17 protein-coding genes are annotated in these 17,683 nt (G+C 69.9%); 7 read left to right on the forward strand and 10 right to left on the reverse strand.

Annotated elements, in window-relative coordinates; translation table 11 throughout:
* Positions 1-151 precede the first annotated feature (151 nt).
* Positions 152-1,693: a carboxylesterase/lipase family protein gene (locus BLV57_RS32110; protein ID WP_091295357.1), complete on the forward strand. Its 1,542-nt coding sequence runs from the start codon at positions 152-154 to the stop codon at positions 1,691-1,693.
* A 39-nt stretch (positions 1,694-1,732) separates the two neighbouring features.
* On the opposite strand, the gene BLV57_RS32115 is transcribed toward BLV57_RS32110, so the two are convergent.
* The 5 genes from BLV57_RS32115 to lepB all read right to left on the reverse strand — a co-directional run bounded on the left by BLV57_RS32115 (position 1,733) and on the right by lepB (position 7,905).
* Positions 1,733-3,319 carry a hypothetical protein gene (locus BLV57_RS32115; RefSeq protein ID WP_091295359.1) on the reverse strand — a complete coding sequence of 529 codons (1,587 nt, stop codon included), beginning with the start codon at positions 3,317-3,319 and terminating at the stop codon, positions 1,733-1,735.
* Positions 3,320-3,519: 200 nt separating this feature from the next.
* Positions 3,520-3,945: an expansin family protein gene (locus BLV57_RS32120; RefSeq protein ID WP_091295362.1), complete on the reverse strand. Its 426-nt coding sequence runs from the start codon at positions 3,943-3,945 to the stop codon at positions 3,520-3,522.
* Positions 3,946-4,158: 213 nt separating this feature from the next.
* On the reverse strand, positions 4,159-5,718 hold the full coding sequence (locus tag BLV57_RS32125) for an AMP-binding protein (RefSeq protein ID WP_091295365.1): 1,560 nt from the start codon (positions 5,716-5,718) through the stop codon (positions 4,159-4,161).
* A 94-nt stretch (positions 5,719-5,812) separates the two neighbouring features.
* A complete protein-coding gene (locus BLV57_RS32130) occupies positions 5,813-7,054 on the reverse strand; it encodes a PucR family transcriptional regulator (RefSeq protein ID WP_091295367.1) in 1,242 nt (413 codons plus the stop codon).
* 65 nt (positions 7,055-7,119) lie between these two features.
* Complete coding sequence (lepB, locus tag BLV57_RS32135) at positions 7,120-7,905, reverse strand: signal peptidase I (RefSeq protein ID WP_091295370.1); 786 nt, start codon at positions 7,903-7,905, stop codon at positions 7,120-7,122.
* Positions 7,906-8,010: 105 nt separating this feature from the next.
* Here lepB and BLV57_RS32140 point away from each other — a divergent pair, with 105 nt between their 5' ends.
* Entirely contained in the window at positions 8,011-8,277 is a 267-nt protein-coding gene (locus BLV57_RS32140) for a hypothetical protein (protein WP_091295373.1), read from the forward strand.
* A 62-nt stretch (positions 8,278-8,339) separates the two neighbouring features.
* The gene (gene kstD, locus BLV57_RS32145) at positions 8,340-10,052 is read left to right on the forward strand and encodes a 3-oxosteroid 1-dehydrogenase (protein WP_091295376.1); all 1,713 of its coding nucleotides are present in this window, start codon (positions 8,340-8,342) and stop codon (positions 10,050-10,052) included.
* On the opposite strand, the gene BLV57_RS32150 is transcribed toward kstD, so the two are convergent.
* Both BLV57_RS32150 and BLV57_RS32155 read right to left on the reverse strand, forming a co-directional pair.
* Positions 10,049-11,353: a sensor histidine kinase gene (locus BLV57_RS32150; protein WP_091295378.1), complete on the reverse strand. Its 1,305-nt coding sequence runs from the start codon at positions 11,351-11,353 to the stop codon at positions 10,049-10,051. The two genes, kstD and BLV57_RS32150, sit on opposite strands and share 4 nt — an antisense overlap.
* A 67-nt stretch (positions 11,354-11,420) precedes the next feature.
* Positions 11,421-12,092, reverse strand: coding sequence for a TRM11 family SAM-dependent methyltransferase (locus BLV57_RS32155; RefSeq protein ID WP_176968900.1), 672 nt, complete (start codon positions 12,090-12,092; stop codon positions 11,421-11,423).
* 165 nt (positions 12,093-12,257) lie between these two features.
* On the opposite strand from BLV57_RS32155, the gene BLV57_RS32160 reads away from it, so the two are divergent.
* The 3 genes from BLV57_RS32160 to BLV57_RS32170 all read left to right on the forward strand — a co-directional run bounded on the left by BLV57_RS32160 (position 12,258) and on the right by BLV57_RS32170 (position 14,860).
* Complete coding sequence (locus BLV57_RS32160; protein WP_245757608.1) at positions 12,258-13,682, forward strand: MFS transporter; 1,425 nt, start codon at positions 12,258-12,260, stop codon at positions 13,680-13,682.
* Positions 13,683-13,707: 25 nt separating this feature from the next.
* Positions 13,708-14,328, forward strand: a complete 621-nt coding sequence (locus tag BLV57_RS32165) for a TetR/AcrR family transcriptional regulator (RefSeq protein ID WP_245757609.1) — start codon at positions 13,708-13,710, stop codon at positions 14,326-14,328.
* Between the two features lie 82 nt (positions 14,329-14,410).
* Positions 14,411-14,860, forward strand: coding sequence for an RDD family protein (locus BLV57_RS32170; RefSeq protein WP_176968901.1), 450 nt, complete (start codon positions 14,411-14,413; stop codon positions 14,858-14,860).
* Here the strand turns inward: BLV57_RS32170 and BLV57_RS32175 are convergent.
* From BLV57_RS32175 to BLV57_RS32185, 3 genes are all read right to left on the reverse strand, one after another.
* Positions 14,819-15,163, reverse strand: a complete 345-nt coding sequence (locus BLV57_RS32175; RefSeq protein ID WP_091295387.1) for a hypothetical protein — start codon at positions 15,161-15,163, stop codon at positions 14,819-14,821. The two genes, BLV57_RS32170 and BLV57_RS32175, sit on opposite strands and share 42 nt — an antisense overlap.
* A gap of 216 nt (positions 15,164-15,379) precedes the next feature.
* Positions 15,380-15,673, reverse strand: a complete 294-nt coding sequence (locus tag BLV57_RS32180) for an Imm53 family immunity protein (RefSeq protein ID WP_091295390.1) — start codon at positions 15,671-15,673, stop codon at positions 15,380-15,382.
* Between the two features lie 38 nt (positions 15,674-15,711).
* Complete coding sequence (locus tag BLV57_RS32185) at positions 15,712-16,902, reverse strand: SGNH/GDSL hydrolase family protein (protein ID WP_245757610.1); 1,191 nt, start codon at positions 16,900-16,902, stop codon at positions 15,712-15,714.
* 247 nt (positions 16,903-17,149) lie between these two features.
* Here BLV57_RS32185 and BLV57_RS32190 point away from each other — a divergent pair, with 247 nt between their 5' ends.
* Complete coding sequence (locus BLV57_RS32190) at positions 17,150-17,626, forward strand: transglycosylase SLT domain-containing protein (RefSeq protein ID WP_091295396.1); 477 nt, start codon at positions 17,150-17,152, stop codon at positions 17,624-17,626.
* Positions 17,627-17,683 lie beyond the last annotated feature (57 nt).

The raw sequence follows: 17,683 nt of genomic DNA on the forward strand, positions 1-17,683 counted from the left end.
AAGGCTCGTGCGCGTTGCGGGCGGTTAGAACCGCCCGCAACGCGCACGACCCCAACGCCGAGGTTCCCCGAAAAAACTTTGGTGACCCGTGTCGAAACCCCGGCCTCCCGTCCGACGCGTCTGTGTGAGCCGAGACGTGAAGGGGAACACCATGGGGAACCACAGGCGCTGGACCTCCGCTCTGCTGGCCGCGGCCGCACTGGCCACGGCGACCGCCGTTCCGGCGGCGGCAGCGGACGCGGGAGCGATCGTCAGGACCGCGTCGGGGCCGGTCAGCGGGACCGTCCACGACGGGTACCGGACGTTTCAGGGCATCCCGTTCGCCGCGCCGCCGGTCGGCGAGCTGCGGTGGAAGTCGCCGCAGCCGCCGCGGAAGTGGACCGAGACGCGGGACGCGACCAAGCCGGGCGCGCGGTGCGCGCAGAGCGCGGGCGGTGGCACGCCCAGCGACGTCGAGGACTGCCTCTTCCTGAACGTCACCACGCCGGGCACCGGCAAGAACAAGCCGGTCATGGTCTGGCTGCATGGCGGTGGCAACAGCTACGGCAGCGCGGACGGGTTCGACGGGCACCGGCTCGCCGTCGGCGGCGATGTCGTCGTGGTGACCACCAACTACCGGCTCGGGGTGTTCGGGTTCGGCGGGCTGCCGGGCCTGGACGGCACCGGCGGGTTCGGTCTCGAGGACCAGCAGGCCGCGCTGCGCTGGGTGCGGGCCAACGCCGCCGCGTTCGGGGGCGACCCCGGCAACGTCACGCTGTTCGGTGAGTCCGGCGGGTCCTTCGACGTCTGCGCGCAGCTGACCTCGCCGGGCGCGCGGGGCCTGTTCCAGCGGGCCATCATGCAGAGTGGCTCTTGTTCGACCACCTGGCCGGCCAACGGGATCATTTACGGCCAGCCCGGCAAGTCGGCATGGGCGTCAACGGACGCCATCGCGGCCGACGGCGCCGCTCTCGCCGCCCGCCACGGGTGCTCCGACGTCGCCTGCCTGCGCGGCGTCCCGGCGGGCGAACTCGCCAACGACCCGCTGATCAGCCAGCCGACCGCGGCCGGTTTCGGCAACCGCGTGCTGCCCGAGCGACCGGACCGCGCGCTCGCCGCGGGCCGCTTCAACCGGGTGCCCGTCATCTCCGGCAACACCCGCGACGAGGGCAGGCTGACCTCCGCGTTCACCCCGCACCCGTTCACCGAGGACCAGTACCAGCAGCTGCTCCGCGACGGTTTCGGTGACCAGGCGGCCCGCATCGCCGCGCGGTACCCGACGAGCAAGTACGGCACGCCCGCGCTGGCTTGGGCGACCGTGCTGACCGACGGCGTCTGGGCGTGCCACCAGCTGGCCGACAACCGGGCGCTCGCCAGGAAGACCACGAACTTCGGCTTCGAGTTCGCCGACCGCTCCGCGCCGACCGGGTACTTCCCCTTCCCCGAGGACGTGCCGCCGGGCGCCTTCCACTCGTCGGACGTGGCCTATCTCTTCGACGTGGCCGGTTTCCCCGTGACGTTCACGCCGGAGCAGCAGCGTCTCGCCGACCAGATGATCGGCTACTGGGCCCGGTTCGCCGCGACCGGTGACCCGAACGGCCACGACCTGCCGCGCTGGTCCCGTTTCGACGGCGCCGTCCAGTCACTCGCACCGGGCGCGATCAAGCCGGTCGACGCCGGACGCGAGCACGGCTGCGGCTTCTGGGCCAACTGAGTCGTGAGTGGTACGGCCGGTTAGAACCGGCCGTACCACTCACGACCCTGGCTGGATGTAGATGGCGCCGAAGCCGGATTCGGTGCGCACGGGACGCCGGACGATCGCGACGCCGAAGCGCAGATCGGCCGGTTTGCCCGCACTGTCCACACAGAACACCGTCGCCAGCGTTCCGCCGAAACCGGCCGAAATCAGGTCCACGCCTCGGCAATAGCCGGGCCGCGAGCCCAGTGTCGTCACCTGCAGCACATCACCGCGCGCGACACCGCGGAAGCCGACGGCGTAGACACCGGCCGCCAGCTGCTTCGAGGTCCCGTTCTGCAGGAACGACAGGTCTCGCACCGAGCCGAGGCGCCAGTCGCTGTCGGCCGCGGCGCCGGTTTCTATTGCGTGGCAAGCGATTTCGACCGTCGAGACGACCTGGCACCGGGTGTGACCGTCGCCGTACGGGGTCACCTGCGCGTAGCCGGTCATCGGCGGCACGAGATACCGGCCCGGCCCCGCGTGGCGCACGGCCGTCGCATCGGGACGGACGTCACCAGCCGAGCCTTGCGCGAAGAAAATGTCGAACCCGACGTCCGCCGGTGCCGTTTCGGAGCGGCAGGTGACGGTGATCAGCTGGTCGTCGCCGTCCGGCGTGGTCTCGCGGACGCCACACGAGACCGCGGCGCCCGCGGCCCAGTGGTTGACGGTGACGTGCGCGACCCCGTCCTCGGCGGCGACGCCCGGCAGGCGCACGCGGTACTCACCGGCGGCGAGGTGCGTGAGCGTGACCTTGCGCCCGGCCTGGCCCGCGTCCTTCTGCCAGGTCCCCCACACGCCGTCGCCCGCCATCGGGCGCTCGGCCCCCAGCGGCTGGCCGTATTCGTTGTCGACCCGCGCGTACCCCCACTTGCGCGCGGGTGGCGGCGCCGGGGCCTCGGGTGGCGGCGCGGCGGCCGTCGGCGCGGGCGGCACGATCGGCGCGACGACGCCGCGGGGCGGATCGTCGGCCAGGTACGGCATGCCGGGAGCGGGCTCGCCGGTGGGTGCGACGGCGGCCGTCGGGACCTCCGGCAGCACGGGCTTGCCCGCGATCGGCTCGGCCGCCTCACCGGGCGGGGCGGCGAGCACGCCCTGCTCACGCCGGTCGGCGTGCGGCGCGAGCACCAGCACCGCGCCGACGACCAGCAGCCCGATCACCCCGGCGGCGGCGTTGGCGGATCGCCGGACGACGCGCGGGTTGCGGCGCGCGAACTCGGTCACGGCGCCGGCGCGCTGGATCACCCCGGCGCGCCGCTTGAGCAGCGCGAGTGCCGCCGCGCGGCGTGGTCCGTCCCGTTCGGACAGTTCGAGCAGCCCGGGTCCGAGCGCCCACCGGCCATAGCTTTCAGCGTCCTCGGCACGGGAGCCCTCGGCGATCAGCGCCCGGGTGATCGCCTCGTGCGTCGCCCGGCGCGCGCGGGCGAGCCGCCGGTCGACGTCGGCGACGGGAACGCAGACCACGGCGGCGAGCTCGGTGCCGACCACCGGGACGCCGTTCTCCACGGTGAGGCGGACGTGTTCGGCCATCAGCCGCCGGAGCCCCGGCTCGACGCGCTTGATCGCGTCCCGTATCCGCAGCACCAGCTCTTCGTCGCCGGCCATCCACCCTCCCGCAGCGATCCAGTCCTGTCCAGTCCAGTCTGTGCGGTGGCTGCGATTAATCCCCGTAAAGCGAGAATGCCTTATCCGGGCCCGCGGGAGTTGCTCCATTTCGGTGAACGGACCGGGTGGTTTCCGACACGACCGGGTGACAGGATGATCCGCTGGGCAACCGAGGCGGTGGCCGCCCAGCGGAGCCCGGCTCAGGGCGCGACGGCCCAGGAAATCTTCTCAATACCGTTGTTGATCGCACCGATTTTGGCGAACGCGGCCTTGTCCAAGTTCAGGTCGCCTTTCTTGCCGTCGGTGTTGACGTCGACGATCTGCACCTTCACCGAGCCTTTCGGACCGGTGACCAGCACGACGACGCCGCAATTGACGCTGCTGGCGTTCTGGTCGCCGTACTGCGGCAGGTTCAGCCCGGCGATGTTCTGCTTCGGCAGCTTCGGCAGGTTCTTGGACTTCGCGCAGGCGACCTGGTCGAAGTCGGGCACGTAGTCGGTGAACGTCGCCTTTCCCTTGAACGTGCCCGTGCCCAGGTTGCCCGCGTACGGCGCCGCGAAGGCGGCAGGAGCGGACAGGGTGAGCAACGCGACGGCGACACCGGCGACCGTGCAACGTGAACGCATGGAAACAACCTCTTCTCAGTGGTGGATTTCGCGGAATACGGCACCCGGGAAAAGAAGAGGCGGCGTTCGCACTCGGCGGCGGTTTCGGAATACGGAAACGGCCTTTTCTTCGCCCGGCGACACTGCCGGAAAAGACAGTAAGGCGTCACCGCGTGATTGATCAGCCACCAACCGAGCGACAGACCAAAGTCTATAATTCGAAAGTCGTAATTGTCAGCACGCTTGCCGTGGCCGTCTGCCCCACACACCGGAACGTACCGCGGCTTTGTCATACATGCCAAGAGAAGTGTGCGGCAAAGCGGTGGCGAACTCGACGAGCACGAACACGCCGCCGACCCGTTCGGCCACCCAGCGGACGAGGTCTTCCTCGGAGACCGCGGCACCCGGGTCCGGCACCACGACGGCTTTCAGCGCGTCACCCATTTCCCTGCCGGGAATACCGACCACGCAGGCCTCGCGCACGCCGTGATGCGCTGTCAAGATCGATTCGATCTCGCGCGCGGGCACGGTCGCGCCATTCGCGACGATCACCTCGCGCTCGCGCCGTGAGATGTAGACGAAACCGCGGTCGTCGGTCACCGCGCGGTCACCGGTGAGCAACCGGCCGCCGCGCAGCGCGCGCTCGGTCTCCGCGCGGCGGTTCCAGTACCGCAGCATCACGTGCGGCCCGCGCGCCTCGATCTCGCCCTCGCGCCCGGCGGGCACCTCACGGCGCTCGCCGTCGACGATGCGCAGGTTCGTGATCGCGACCGGGCGCCCGCAGGACGACAACGGCAGGTGGTCGCCGGACGCCACGGCGACGGCGTGGTCCCGCTTGGTCAGCACGGTCAGCTGATTCGGCGCCTCGGTCTGGCCGTAGAGCTGGGTGAAGATCGGCCCGCACGTCTCGATCGCGTGCAGCAGCCGCCGCCGGTCGACCGGCGCGCCACCATAGATGACGGTGCTCAGCGTCGCCGTCTCGGCGCGCGCCCGGGACATCCGGTCCACCAGCCGGTACAGCCGGTCCGGCGCCACCAGCGTCGCGGTGACGCGCTCACGCGCGATGACCTCGACCAGCGCGTCGGCGTCGAACCCGCCGACGATGACGTTGGTGCCGCCGCGCAGCCACACCGGCAGCACGAACCCGCCGCCCGCGTGGGTCAGCGGCGCGACATGCGCGAACCGGTCGCGCGCGCCGAGCCCGAGTTCGACCATCTCGCTGAACAGCACCGCGATCACCGTGCGATGGCTGTGCACGACGCCTTTGGGCTGGCCGGTGGTGCCGAGCGTGTAGTAGATCCCGTACAGGTCGTCCTGGCCGACCTCGGGTGCGCCGGGGCCGTCGGACTGGTCCGCCATCAGCCGGTCCAGCGCGTGGCCGCCGGGCAGCACCGCGCCGGGGTCGGCGCAGACCACGGCGTCGACCCCGCTCGTGCCCCTGATCCGCGCCACCCGTTCGGCGTGCGGCGCGTCGTGGACCAGCACGCTCGCCCCGGAGTCGCAGACGATGTGCTGGTGATCGGCCACGCGGAGCCGCGTGTTGAGCGGCACCACCACCAGCCCGGCCCACAGCGCGCCGTAGTAGACGTCGAGCAGCTCCGGCCGGTCCGCCATCAGGATCGCGACCCGGTCGCCCTTCTCCAGCCCGAGCCCGCGCAGCGCCCGGCCCGCCCGCCGGATCCGGCTGATGAGCTCGCGGTAGGTGATCCGCTTTTCCCCGTGCACCACCGCGATCTCGGGCCCGTAGGCCAATGCGCACCGCTCGACGAGACTGCCGATGGTGTGGTCGAACATGCACTCAACGCTAAGTCGCGGTCCGCTTCGGGCCCATGTCGGACAGGCACACCTCGCCAGCCTGGAACACTCGGTATCCCACAGTATCCAGGGCTCAGCCCGCCGCCTCCATGGACGAGTCGCCCGTGCGCTCCGGTCCGCCCAGCGCGCGCCGCAGCCGCAACGCCACCAGCAGTTCGGTGCGGCGTTCGGTGAGCGCCTCGCCCAGCAGCTCAGTGGCGCCGCGCAGCCGCATGCGCACGGTGTTCTCGTGCACCCCGAGTTCCGCGGCGGCCTTGGCCTGCGACCCCGCCGACAACGACATCAGCAGCGTTTCCCTGATCCGGTCGGCCCGTTCGGTGTCCTCAGCGAGCTCACCCAGTTCCTCGGCGATGAAGCGGTGCGCCGCGCGCTTGTCTTCGAGCAGCAGCGCTTCGAGCCGGACGTCGCGGTACCACAGGCAATCGCCGGGATAGGCGAGCGTGGTCCGCAGCGCCGCGGCGCGGGTGGCCTCCTCGTGCGAGCGGCGCAGGCCGTCGATCCCGTTCGACGGCCCGCCCATGGCCATCGGCATGCCCAGCAGTGAAACCGCCTGCTTGATCCTGGTGAGCGCCTTGGTGTCCTGCCTGCGCGCGTAGCCGAGCCAGACGGCCCAGCTCGACGCGCCGCGCTGGACCATCAGCGAGCCCCACGCCCCGGTCTGCTGGCGCAGGGTGGCGACCACGCGGACCACCTCGTGCCGGTCACCGCTCTCGAGCAGCAGCGCCACGTGACAGGCACGCAGCCGGTAGCCGAGCTCGTCGTCGAGGAACTGGCCGTACTCGAGCTTGCCGCCGTCGAGTATCTCCTCCACCAGCGCGCGGCGGCGGTCCTCGCCGGTGCTCGCCAGCTGGTCGGTCACCGTCTTGTACTGATCGCCGATCAGGTCGACGGCCTGGGTGAAGTACGCGAAGACCGCGTGCGTGGGGTTGCCGAAGACGCCGTTCATCGAGCGGTCGCCGCTGTCGCTCGCGAGGAAGGCGAGCGCGAGCCACTGCTGCCAGAACTGCTCCAGCCCGACCCAGTAGGCCCGTTCGAGCGACGAGAACGGGATGCCGAGCTCGGCGGTGAGCCCCGCGAACGTCAAGATCGGGGCGAACTCGGTGTCCTCGACCGTCTTCCGGCCGGTCGCGATGTCCACCAGCGACCCGATGTTCGTGCCGACGCACCGCCGCAGCACCTGATCGAACCCGGTCTCGGCCGCCTCCGCCGGGAACACCCGCGTCGCGATCGCGTCGTGCACCGAGGTCACGATGGCGTCGAGGTCGATCCGGTTCGCGGCCTTCGCCGTGACGGATGGCTCGCGCGGCACGGACATCGATGGACCTCCTAGAGCCGGCTCACTCCAGCATGGTCTCCCCGCACCGGCCGCACAATGGGTGACTAGCCACCCTGCGGGTTGTGGTCGCTCACCCCGCCCCAGCGGCCCGGCGGCAGGACGATCACGCGCACCTTGCCGATGATGTTGCCCACCGGCACCGCGCCCGGCAGTCCGCCACCGCCCTGGCAGCGCGAGTCGCACGAGTCGTTGCGGTTGTCGCCCATCACCCAGACCATCCCGGCCGGCACCTTGACCGGCTCGAATGCCTGCTGCGTGTTGGGCTCGCCGAGCCAGTGGATGTACGGCTCGTCGAGTGGCTTCCCGTCCACGAGCACGCGGTTCTGCGCGTCGCAGCACTGCACGGTCTGCCCGCCGACGGCGATGACCCGCTTGACGAAGTCACGCTCGTCCGGCGGCGCGAAGCCGACCAGCGAGCCGAGCCAGCGGAACGTGCTGGTGATGAAGTTGCCGGACTCCTGCGGCGCGATCTCGGCGTTGCCCCAGGATTCGGGGCCCTTGAACACGATCACGTCGCCGGGGCTCGGGTCGTTGAAGTCGTAGACCACGCGGTCGACCAGCACCCGGTCGCCGAAGCAGCCGGTGCAGCCGTGCAGTGTGGACTCCATCGACTCCGACGGGATCATGAAGACCTTGCCGAGGAACTGCTGGATCAGGATGGTCAGCACGAGCGCGACCGCGATCAGAATCGGCAATTCCTTCCAGAATGACCGTTTCTTCTTCGGTAGCTTTCCCCGCCGAGAGCGCCTCGAGGTGCCTTCGGCTTTCGCCGCACCGCCTTCGGCGTCGTCATCGTCTTCGGCGGCATTCGGGGTAACGGGTTCGGCCACGTCGCCAGGCTACCCATCAAATGCGGATGACGGTTGGGTTGCGATGCCTGCGCCACGGTCGGGTGACGGGGCAGACTGGCCGCCGGTCGAGAGAAGGGGGCACGGATGTCGAAACTACGCACTTTGGTACTGGCCACACTGTTCGCGGTGCTCTCGCTGATCGGGACATCGGCGCACGCGACGCCGGCGCCGCCGGTCGCCGCGGTCGCGCACGCGCATGCCCAGACCGCTGAGGAGACCGCCCAGCAGGATCAGAAGACGGCCAAGAGCAAGCTCGTCGCGGGCGGGGTCGCGCTCGTGCTGCTGTTGCTGGTGGTCTGGGGCCGCAGTCTGCGCAAGCCCAAGAAGAAGAAAGAGGAGCCCAAGAAGTAGGCGCTGCTCCAAGCGGGTTGCGGTCGTTGCAATAGACTAGAACATGTTCTTATCTGAGTGCCATGGCCGACAACCTCTCTCGTCGCAAGCTGTTCGTGGGCACCGGTCTCGCGGCGGCGTCCGGGCTAGTGAGCCCCGCTCCGGCGATGGCCGCCGAAGAGTTCGACGTGGTCGTGGTCGGCGCGGGAGCGGCCGGGATGACCGCGGCGCTGACCGTCGCGAAACGCGGCCTGAGCTGCGTGGTGGTCGAAAAGGCGCCGGTGTTCGGCGGCTCGGCCGCCCGTTCCGGCGCGGGCATCTGGATCCCGTGCAACCCGGTGCTGGCCGCCGCGGGCGTGCGTGACGATCCCCAGCAGGCGGCGGCGTATCTGGCAGCGGTCGTCGGCGACGCGGTGCCCGCCGCGCGGCAGAACGCGTTCTTGTCCAACGGCCCGGCGATGATCTCGTTCGTGATGGCGAACAGCCCGCTGCGGTTCCGCTGGATGGAGGGCTACAGCGACTACTACCCGGAGTTGCCCGGCGGCATGCCGAACGGCCGGTCGATCGAACCGGACATGTTCGACGGAAATCTGCTCGGCCCCGAGCTGGCGCGGCTGAATCCGCCGTATATCCCGACACCACCGGGCCTGGTCGTGTTCAGCGCCGACTACAAGTGGCTCAACCTGGCCGCGGTCAACCCGAAGGGCACCGCGGTCTCGGCCGCCTGCCTCGCGCGCGGCACCGAGGCCGCGCTGAAGGGCCAGAAGCCGCTCACCATGGGCCAATCGCTCGCGGGCGCGCTGCGTGCGGGACTGCTGGCCGCCAACGTGCCGGTCTGGCTGAACACCCCGCTGCTGGACCTGCACAGCGAGGGCGGCAAGGTCACCGGCGTCGTGGTTTCCCGTGGTGGCACCGAAACCCTGGTCCGCGCGCGGCGCGGGGTGATTGTCGGCTCCGGCGGGTTCGAGCACAACGCGAGCATGCGCGCGCAGTACCAGCAGCAGCCGATCGGCACGGAGTGGACGGTCGGCGCGAGCTCGAACACCGGCGACGGCATCCGCGCGGGCGCGCGGGCGGGCGCGGCGCTGGCGTTGATGGACGACGCGTGGTGGGGCCCGGCGATCCCGTTACCGGAGGAACCGTGGTTCTGCCTGGCCGAGCGGACGCTGCCGGGCGGGCTGATCGTCAACACGGCCGGGCAGCGCTTCGTCAACGAGGCCGCGCCGTACAGCGACGTCGTCCACACGATGTACCAGCGCGGGCACACGGCGGCCTGGCTCGTGGTCGATCAGCACTACCGCAACAAGTACCTGTTCAAGGACGTGCTGCCGACGCTGCCGTTCCCGGACGCGTGGTACTCCTCGGGCGCGGTGGTGAAGTCGTGGACAGTGGACGGTCTGGCGACCGCGATGGGCGTGCCGCAGAACGCCTTGCGTGCCACCGTTTCCCGCTTCAACGGCTTCGCTCGCTCGGGTGACGACGCCGACTTCCGGCGCGGCGAGAGCGTCTACGACCATTACTACACCGACCCCGGCGTGTACCCGGACTCGTGCCTGGCGCCGCTGTGGCTCGCGCCGTACTACGCGTTCAAGATCGTGCCGGGCGACCTCGGCACCAAGGGCGGGCTGGTCACCGACGCCCGCGCGCGGGTGCTGCGCCAGGACGGTTCGGCCATCCCCGGCCTGTACGCGGCGGGCAACGCGAGCGCCGCGGTGATGGGCCGCAGCTACGCGGGCGCCGGTTCGACCATCGGCCCCGCGATGACGTTCGGCTACATCGCGGGCAAGGACGTCTAGCGGGGCACCCAGAGCGTCACGCGAGTGCCCCGGCCAGGCCTCGAATCGATCGTGCCCCGGCCACCGACCTCGGCGAGCCTCGCGATGATCGACTGGCTGATGCCGAAGCCGGGCGGCTGTTCCCGCATGCTGAAGCCGTCGCCGTGATCGCGCGCGACCACGGCGATGCCGCCTTCGCGTTCCTCGATCCGCAGCACGACCTGGTTGGTGCCCGCGTGCTTGATGGTGTTGCGCATGGCCTCGCGCACCGCGTCGCACATGGCGTCACGCCGGGCCTGCGAGAGCTTGAGTTCCTGGTCCGACTCGGCGGCCACGAGCTGGGTGCGCAACCCGTCGCGCGCCATCTCGGTGGCGACCTCGGCCAGCTCGGCCGCCAGCCCGCGGTCGACCTCCGGTGGCTCGACCCCGACCAGCTCACGCCGGATCTCGGCGGCCTGCGCCCGCGCGGCCGCGCGGAGTTCGTCGAGGCGGTCCGCGGCCTGTGTGCGGTCACTCGGCGTCGCCATGGACATCGCCTCGAGCGTCTGCAGCACGCCGTCGTGCATGACCCGCTGATACCGCAACCGCTCGGCCTGACGTCCTTCGCGCATCCCGATCCCCAGCGCGAACCGCGTCCCGACCCCGAGCACGACCAGGATCCCCGCCGCGACGAACATCGCCACGACCAGCGCGAAAAAGCAGCCGACCGACCGGTTCAGCGCGAGCGGATCGGTGAGCGGCAGCCCGCCTGCCAAGGTCAGCCCCGCCCGCACCGGAACCGACGCGGCGAGCATCGCCAGCGACGCCCCGATGCCGAAGAACGAGGCCCACAGCACGATCGAGCCGACCATCCAGGTCCACGTCACGTCCACCGCGAACGGCTGGATCCGCGCGGGCACGCTCACCGCGACCGCCAGGTTCAGCAGGACACCGAACCCGAGATCGACGGCCATCATCCGGCCGACGACCTTCGCGCGGATCCCGGGCCCGCGCAGCACCCAGATCACCGCGGCCACGTTCACCGCGACCGCGACCACCGTCGCGCTGAGCACCGGAGCCAGCCCGAGTGTCCCGTTGTTCGACACATAACCGATGAAAACCTTGGGAAATCCGGCGACCCGGTACAGCAGGCCGCCCAGCACGGCATAGCGGCTGGCCCGCATGAGGATCGAGTCACCGTCTTCTTCGACCGCGACGACCGTGCGCCAGTCGGGCATGCTGTCGAGGTCCGGCTGCGGCGAACGGGCCAGCACCGAGGAACCCTTACGGAGCAACGCCTTGACGAAACTGGCGGACGGTGCCGTCGGGCTCGCCTCTGGCATCGGCGTCCTTCCCGTGCGGCGTCGGGCATTGAGCCTGTCAGCGCGGGCGGGTTGCCGTCAAGAACGGTTATTTGGTGGCCATGAGCAGGTACTCGTGCGCCTTGTTGGACACCATCGGGTCATCGCCACTGATCTTGCGCTCGTAGAGATGGATGCGTTCGTCGCCGAGCGTCAGGTGACGGCCGAGCACGGCGGAGGCGTCCCACGCGAGCGGGACGAATTTGCCGGCCAGGCGGCGGTTCTGGACCGCGATGACCGCGTGCGCGCCGGGGCGCATGGTGCGGGCGATGGCGGCGAAGGCCTCGTCGAGCGCGTCGAGATAGTCGCCGTACTCGCGCAGTGCGTACATCTGACCGTCCGTTGTGGACTCTTGGTCGAGATTCGTGCCGAAGTACGGGAGATCGCAGAGCACGAGGTCGACGCAGCCGTCGGGCAGCGGCGGCTTGCGGGCGTCACCGCAGAGCATGATCTGCCCGGGGTACTTGCCCTCGATGCGGTGCCCGGCTTCCGCGGCGCGTGATTCGGTGATCTCCATGCCGATGCCGCGGCGGCCCTCGACCGAGGCCGCGACCAGCGTGGTTCCCCAGCCCGCGAACGGGTCGAAGACGAGGTCACCCGGCTTGCTCAGCTCGAGGATCAGCGGGCGGAGCTGACTGACGAGCCCGGCCTGGCCCGCCGCGGCGGCCAGTTCGTGCTCGCCGTCTTCGGCCTCGAGCACCAGCCAACTCTGCACGCCCACGCAGCTCACCCCAAGTTTCCGCCCTCGACGACGCCGGTGAGCATAGCCGCGCGCGTGACCACGAGGAAGACGGTGAAAATACCGTCGCCCACCCTATTGGAATGAAGCATTCCGTTCTGCTATCGTTGCGGAACCAAGCATTCCGTTCCAACTCTGGGAGACACCGTGACCGCCATCCTCGAAGCCCCGGCCGCAGCGCCGATACAGCAGCCGGTGCGCGCCGATCGCCGCTGGCTGGGCCTGTTCGCGATCCTCGCCGCCGACCTGCTGAACCTGCTCGACTCGACGGTCGGCACGATCGCCGCGCCCGCGATCCGCGCCGACCTGGGCGGCTCGACCTCGACGCTGCAGTGGATCGCCGCGGGCTACACCCTCGCGATGGCGGTCGGCCTGCTGGTCGGCGGCAGGCTCGGCGACATGTACGGCCGCAAGCGGATGATGATGATCGGCGTCGTCGGCTTCCTCGCCGCGTCTTTCCTGTGCGGCGTCAGCTTTTCCCCGGAGATGCTGCTGGCGGCGCGGGTGCTGCAGGGCGCGTTCGGCGCGGTGATGGTGCCGCAGTCGTTCGGCCTGATGCGTGAGCTGTTCGGCGCCGACGTCGGCAAGGCGTTCGCGCTGCTCGGGCCGGTGATCGGGCTCGCCACCGTGCTCGGCCCCGTGGTCGCGGGACTGCTCGTCGACGCGGACCTGTTCGGCACCGGCTGGCGGATGATCTTCCTGATCAACGTCCCGCTCGGCGCGTTCGCACTGGCCGTCGGCAGCCGGGTCCTGCCCTCCTCCGAGCCCGCCGCCCGCGGTCAGCGGCTCGACGTCCGCGGCGCCGTGCTGGCGGCGGCCGGGATGTTCCTGCTGGTCTTCCCGCTGACGCAGGGCCACGAACTCGGCTGGCCCGCCTGGACGCTCGTGCTGCTCGCCGCTTCGGTTCCCACGCTGGGCGTCTTCGCCTGGACGCAGCACCGGCAGGCGCAGATCGGCGCGGCCGTGCTGATCCGGCTCACCGTGTTCGCGAAGCGCTCGTACAGCTCCGGCGTCGGCTTCGTGCTCGCGTTCTTCGGCGTGATCACCGGGTTCTCGCTGGCCGTCGGCCTGTTCCTGCAGCTCGGCCTCGGCTATTCCCCGCTGCGCGCCAGCCTCACGATGGCGCCGTGGGCGGTCGGCGCGTTCGTCGGGTCCGCGCTGAGCAGCATGCTGATGACCAAGCTCGGCCGCCACATCCTGCACATCGGCCTCGGCTTCATGGCGCTCGGCCTGACCGGGCTGTTCTTCACCTTCGACGGCAGCCTGCTCGCCCCGCTGGCGGTGTTCGGGTTCGGCATGGGCATGATCTTCGTGCCCCTGTTCGACATCATCGTCGGCGATCTCGGCGACGACGAGGTCGGCTCGGCGTCCGGCGTGCTCACCTCGGTCCAGCAGCTCGGCGCGTCGCTCGGCATCGCGGTGCTGGGCACGGTCTTCTTCAGCGAAGCCGGTCCTGCGGCAGGGGTTCCGGAGTTCGTCGGAGCGGCCCGGGTGGTCGCGCTGATCGCGCTCGCGCTCACGGCGGTGACGTTCGCGCTCGGCTTCCTGCTCCCCAAGAAGGCCCGTCAGTAGGCTGCTAGGCCAAGGAGGGATTCCCGTGGCGCTCAACGGCAGGAAGGCGCAGGCCGCCCGCAACGACGAGATCATCGTGGCGGCCGCGCGCGAGGTGTTCATCGCCGACCCCTCGGCACCCATCGCCGCCGTCGCGGACCACGCGGGCGTCGGGATCAGCGCGCTCTACCGGCGTTACCCCAGCAAGGACGACCTGCTGCGCAAGCTCTGCTTCGACGGTCTCATGACCCACATCGAGACCCTCGAAGCGGCGCTCGCCGACGACGGCGACGCCTGGACGGTCTTCGAGACGTTCATGCGCCGCGTCGTCGAGAAGGACACCCACTCGATCACCATCGCGCTGGCCGGCAAGTTCACCCCGTCCGAGGAGCTCTACGACGCGGCGGCCCGGGCAGGCCGTCTCGGCACCGAGCTGATGGACCGGACCAGGAAGGCGGGCGCCATCCGCGCAGACTTCTCGGACGCGGACCTCGGCGCGGTCTTCGAGCAGCTGGCGGCCATCCACATCGGCGACGAGGAACGGACTTCGGCCTTGCGCCAGCGCTACCTCACGCTCGTGCTCGACGGCCTGCGCACGGCGACGACCCCGCTCCCCGGCACCCCGCCCACCCTCGAGGAACGCGCCCAGCGCTGGGCCGTGCCGTAAGTGTCACTCGGGGGTCGTGAGTGGTATGGCCGGTTCTAACCGGCCGCAACACTCACGACCCCGGTGCGGCATCATGATCGCCATGACCGCTCCGGCCCCCGCCCGCCGCAAGTACGAGCTGACCACGGTCCGCCGCAGCGACCTGCGGAACCCGGCCGTGGTCACCGGTCCGCTGCCCGCCACCCACGGCGCCGACAACGACCCGCGCTACCCGTCGCCCAAGACGCTGCGGAACGTGGTCGCGATCATCATCGACCTCGTGGTCCATCTCGGGGTCGGTGTGGCGGTCGGGCTGGTGGCGAAGCAGCGGCTGCCCGGGTCGCCTTGGGTGCTCTACGCGCTGCTCGCGTTCATCGCGGCGTCGATCGTGCACCGGATCTTCCTGCACCGGGTCTTCGGGGCGACCCTGGGTAAGGCGTTGACGGGCGTGCGGCTCATCCGCGACGACAACGGCGGGCGGCCGGGTCTTTGGGCGCTCACGCGGTTCTGGCTAGTCAGCCTGCTCACCTGCATTTCCGCCTTCAACATCTAGCTCGGCCCACAAATACGAGACGTAGTCACGTTCCGAGGGGCCCAGTGACTCGAAGTCGAGTTCGCGAATGGGCGCGACGACCTCCGCGTCCAAGAAGGTGGTATCCGCAAGCTCGTAGACGGCGTGGAGCTGGCATTCCCGGCACGACGCGGTGGTTTCGACAGTCGCGGCGGTCAGCATCACCGTGGTCAGCAGGCGCACTTCGGCCCGGCTGAAGGAGCTGACCCAGTCGGTGACCCCGCCGCAAGCCTCCTCGCGCACCGCGGGATCGTCATCGGTCAGCGAGTGCACCAGCTTGATCATGTTCGACGCACCAACGCTCATATCGCACCCCCAGCGCCAGGGTAGTGGGTCGTCCCTCGTGCACGCGAGAACGCCTGCGCGAGTGACAACTCCGCTGCATCTAGCGGAGCAGAGGTACCACTCGCGCCCGGACACCCGCGCACACCGGCCATCCCGAGCAGCCGGGGTCGTGAGTGTTGCGGCCGGTTAGAACCGGCCGCAACACTCACGACCCATTTACAGGGTTTTTTCGATGAAAGCGCGGAAGCGGGCGAAGGCGTCTTCGAGGGACGCGGGGTCGCAGGCCGCGCCGAACTTGCGGCCGTCGCACCAGGACCAGATCCAGCGGGCGGGGCCGGGCTCGGTGAGCGCTTTGGTCAGCCTGCGGCCGTCGGCGCTCGTGTGCGCGATGTCGATCTCGAAGATCCAGCCGGGATTGTCGAGCGTCTTGATCGTCATGCCGAACTCGTGCTCCCATTCTCCGTCGCACTGGGCCGCGTACCAGTCCTGCACAAAGCGGAAAGCGCTCACAGCGCGAGCCTAGGACACCGGCTTTTCCCGCACCAGACTCAAAGCACCGACAGATCCACCGCCGAGCCCATGACCTTGTAGCCCGCGTTGTTGGGGTGCAAATGGTCACCCGAGTCGTATTCGGGGCGGAGTGTGAGCGGGTCCGCCGGATCGCGCAAGGCGGCGTCGAAGTCGACCACCGCGTCGAACACCTTGCTGTCGCGGATGAACTTGTTCACCGCCACGCGATTCCGTTCGTAGGCCTCGGTGTACGAATGCCAGCCTTTGAACGGGCCGAGCGTGCCGATCACCACGCGGATACCGCGGGCGTGGGCTTGGGCGGCGATCTGCTGCAGCGCCGAGGAAATCAGGGCCGGGGTGGCCGCGTCGGTCTTCGCGTCGTTGATGCCGAGCGCGATGATCACCGTGCGGATGCCGGACTTCGCGAAGACGTCGCGGTCGAGGCGGGCGAGCGCGTTGACGCCGCCGGTGGCCGGCGAATCGGTGAGCAAGGCGTTGCCGGGGATGCCCGCGTTGACCACCGACAGCCGGCGCGACGCGGGCTGGGTGAGCAGGCGGTCGGCGAGGATGTCCGGCCAGCGCTGGTTCGTGCCCGAGGTCGATCCCGAGCCGCTGGTGATCGAGTCGCCGAACGCCACGACCGTGCCCCGCGCCGAGTTCGTCCGCACCTCGACGTCCGCCAGGTAGTGCGTGAAACCCGTGGTTTCCGTATAGGCGCCAGGCGCTTCTTCGGCGGCGTGGTCGCCGCCCGTGCGGGCGATGAACGAGGTCTGCAACGCGCTGCGGTGATAAGTGATCGGGCCCGACGGGGTCGGGGTGAACGTCGTGACCAGCAGGTTGCCGTCCGCCGGGACGGCGAGCGCGACCGGGTCGCTCAGCACTTCGGAGCCCGGCGAGAGGGTGATCGCCGCGGCGCCGCCGAAGGTCAGCGAACGCAGTGAGCCCTGGACGGCTTCGGGGGTCTTGGCGCCCGCGGCGACCGCGACGGTCACGTGGGACATCGTGACCGGCTTTGGACTGAACACATTAGACAGTCGCACTCGGACAGAACTGCCACCCGCGCTCGTGTGCACGAGGTTGCGAATGGAGCAGCCCGCGCAATCGTCGGGCAACGCGCCATTGTTGGCGGTGCCCCAGGTGGCCACCCAGGTATCGGGCGGCGGGGCGTCCGGGGACGCGGTGGCCGCCACCCCCGCCGAGATCAGCACGGCTGCCGCGACCGAGGACACTACCCAACGCTGAGTACGAGACATAGGGCAATCATCAGATCTATGACACCGGACGTCTACCTCCATCCGCGCTAAATCCCGTTTTTCGCTCCCGCTGAGCGATACCCATCCGATGTATGAACCCAACGCAGGACGCTGCGAAAGCGGCCGGATACGGGCGGTTGACACAGAAGGTCTAGACCTCTTACGTTCGCATTCTCGCGCGAGTCACCTGCCCCGTCGTCCCCACAATGGCTGTGAGGTTCGCATGACACGACTGCGCCGCTTCCTTCTCGTGTCCATTTTTGTCATTTCCGGTTTTCTCGGCGCCGCGCCGTTCGCGACCGCCGATGAAGTGACCACCCAGGCCTGCGAACAGAAGAGCACACTCGCCGGCACACACCTGACCGACAAGCAGATCGCCCAATACGCGCGCAACGCCGGTCTGCGCGGCAACGGGCTCGTCATCTCGATCGCCGTCGCGCTCGCCGAGAGCCAGGGCTGGACCCGCGCGGTGCTGATCAACACCGACTGCAGCCGCGACCGCGGCGTCTGGCAGATCAACTCCTACTGGCACTCCGAGGTCTCCGACACCCAGGCCTTCAACCCGGCCTCGGCGGCGACCGCGACGTACACCATCTCCTCGGGCGGCAGTAACTGGACGCCCTGGGTGACCTACAACAACGGCGCGTACCAGCAGTACCTGGCCCGCGCCCGCACCGCCGCGGCCGCCGTCGGCGGCTGACCCGGCAGCACCGTCGCCGGCACCGCGGCCGCGCGGTGTCGGCGACACCACTTTTGA

This window comes from Amycolatopsis xylanica (genome assembly GCF_900107045.1).
Classification (GTDB): domain Bacteria; phylum Actinomycetota; class Actinomycetes; order Mycobacteriales; family Pseudonocardiaceae; genus Amycolatopsis; species Amycolatopsis xylanica.